Source organism: Halolamina salina (assembly GCF_042678005.1).
In the GTDB taxonomy this organism is placed as follows: Archaea; Halobacteriota; Halobacteria; order Halobacteriales; family Haloferacaceae; genus Halolamina; species Halolamina salina.
Genome location: NZ_JBHUDH010000131.1, coordinates 5,121 through 7,355 on the forward strand (window position 1 = coordinate 5,121; position 2,235 = coordinate 7,355).

3 protein-coding genes and 1 tRNA gene (1 of these 4 cut by a window edge) are annotated in these 2,235 nt (G+C 71.9%); all 4 read right to left on the reverse strand.

What is annotated here, in order from left to right; translation table 11 throughout:
* On the reverse strand, positions 1 to 72 hold the beginning of the coding sequence (locus tag ACFR9S_RS11465; protein WP_379818708.1) for an ABC transporter substrate-binding protein. It extends 1,032 nt beyond the left edge of the window; 72 of the gene's 1,104 nt are visible here — the first part of the coding sequence; the start codon lies at positions 70 to 72; its stop codon lies off the left edge, out of view.
* Between the two features lie 312 nt (positions 73 to 384).
* Positions 385 to 469 (reverse strand) — tRNA-Ser (locus ACFR9S_RS11470).
* Between the two features lie 41 nt (positions 470 to 510).
* Entirely contained in the window at positions 511 to 1,005 is a 495-nt protein-coding gene (locus tag ACFR9S_RS11475; protein ID WP_379818710.1) for a DUF7519 family protein, read from the reverse strand.
* A 55-nt stretch (positions 1,006 to 1,060) separates the two neighbouring features.
* On the reverse strand, positions 1,061 to 2,235 hold a 1,175-nt coding region (locus tag ACFR9S_RS11480; protein ID WP_379818711.1), incomplete at its 5' end, for a DUF58 domain-containing protein.

Consider the following 2,235-nt stretch of genomic DNA (forward strand, 5'->3'; position numbering starts at 1 on the left):
CAGCAGGCCGCTGGCGACGACGGCACCGCTTGCCAGATACGCTCGACGCGTCGACTTCGGTTGGTCGTCCATACGGATTAGGCCGACCTAATCGTGTATAAGCCCGTCGAAGTTTAGGCGGGCCGAAATCGTGTCGGGACGCGGAACAGTCCGGCCGTTCCGGCGGCGTGCGGGCCGTTCGGACGGTCCGTTCGACGGCGCCGAAGCCGAGCCACTGCTCGGGCGTGTCTGAGTGGAGAACCGCCGAGGAGGGGTTCGAACTACGGCCGTTCCGCTCACTCCGTTCGCTCCACTCCCTGATTCAAATCCTCCGTACAGCTTCGACCGCGTACGGCGCCGTGCCCGGATCCGACGCTCCGGGCTGGGCGCGTTGTACTACAGAAACGCCGAGGAGGGGATTTGAACCCCTGAGTCCGTGAGGACAGTAGATTTCGAATCTACCGCCTTGGCCAGGCTAGGCTACCTCGGCTCATCCAATCGTGGGACGTGCTGCGGTTAATCGGTTACGGTTCAGCGTAACGCGTTCAGCAGCGCGACCGCGCCGACCACCAGCAGGAACACCGACGCGATCGGCTGCCCGCCCGCGGCGGCGACGTACACGCCGAAGCCGACGGCGACGGCGAGGCTGCCGACGAGGAACGACGACGCGACGTGGACGACCTCCGCCCGTGTCGTGTCGGTCTCTTTCCCCAGCTGCTCGCCGACGGAGACGGCGTTGCTGGCGGCGTCCCACGCGAGCACCCCGAACAGCGCGCCGATCAGCACCGGCAGCGGCGGCGCCCCCGTGTAGCCGGCGTACAGCACGCCGAGCAGCAGGAGGCCGCCGCCGTTGGTGACCAGCCGACGCGACGCCCGCGCCAGCCCCGCGGCCAGCACGAGCAGTCCGATGCCCGAGACGGCGGCGCCGGTCGGCGCCACGAGCGCCGTCGCGGTGATCGACAGCAGCGCGAAGCCGCCCGAGACGGCGACGCCGAATCGGGACGGCTCGCGGGTGATTTCGCTCATCGCTCCCACCTCCGCTCGTGACGGCGAGCGGTCTTGTGGGCTCGAGGAGCGCAGGTCATCGAGACCACCTCCGGGTCGCCCGCGCGAGATCGACCGCCAGCGGGCGCTCGCCCCAGTCGATCACCCGGATGCCGTGGCTCCGGAGGTCTCGGAGCCGCGTGTCGCGTTCGAGCCGGGCGAGGCGGTGGGGGGCGGTGTCGTCGGTCGTCGGGTCCGGGCTGATCAGCGTGAGCTGGTGGCCGTAGGCGTCGAGCCGCTCGGCGACCGACGCGATGTAGTCGTCGGTGACGGGGCTGAACAGCACGATCTGGGCGTCCGCGGGGAGCCGGCGGCGGAGGCGCCGCAGCGAGATCGAGGGGTAGAACGGTCCCTCGGCGGGCGAGACCGAGAACGCCGCGTGGTCCGCGAGCAGCCGCCGGGCGGTCGCGCGGTGCTGTTCGCCCGTCGCGGGCGCGAGCCAGCACTCCTCCGGGCCGAAGCTCGCGATCCCCACCCGGTCGCCCGTCGACAGCAGCGCCGAGAACGCCTCGCCGGCGGCCTCGACGCTCCGCTCGACGGCGTTGGGCGTCTCCTCGTCCGGCGCACGGTACGCCTCCTCCCGGGTGTCGATCAGCAGCACCACCGTCGCCGCTCGCTCCTCGCGGAACGAGATCGTCGAGAGCTCGCCGCTGCGGGCGTAGCGGTTCCAGTCCACCCGCGAGAGCGGGTCGCCCCGGCGGTACTCCCGGGTGGAGTGGAACTCCTCGTCGTAGCCGGCCACGTCGGTCGCGATCCGGCCGGAGTACGGCGTCGTGAGCCCGCGCAGCGGGAGGTCGCTGCTGGCCTCGAGTGTCGGGAGACAGCGCAGCGTCGTTTCCGCCTCGACCTCGACCGAGCGCTCCCGGGAGCCGCTGGCGTTGCGGACCACCGCGGTCAGCGGCTGCCACTCGTGGCGCCCGCGGCTCGTCGTCACGGTGTAGCTGAACGTCGCGCGCTTGCCCGGCCGGAGCGCGGTGCCCAGCCGCGCGGCGCCGTCGGTGACGGAAAGCCCCGGCGGGACGCCGTCGATCAGCCGGAGGTCCGGCAGCGTCGCGGCCCCCTCGTTCTCGACGGTGACCGTCACCGTCACCTCCTCGTCGGGCGCCGGCGACTCCTCGGACAGCTCCCGCTCGACGCTGAGCGCGGCCGGCGGCGCCTCGCCCAGCCGGGCGTACGCCGAGAACCCCACGCCGACCAGCGAGACGAGGAACA

Excerpts from the sequence above, each read along its gene's own strand:
- ACFR9S_RS11475 (WP_379818710.1), bottom strand. The coding sequence starts at position 1,005 with ATGAGCGAAATCACCCGCGAGCCGTCCCGATTCGGCGTCGCCGTCTCG.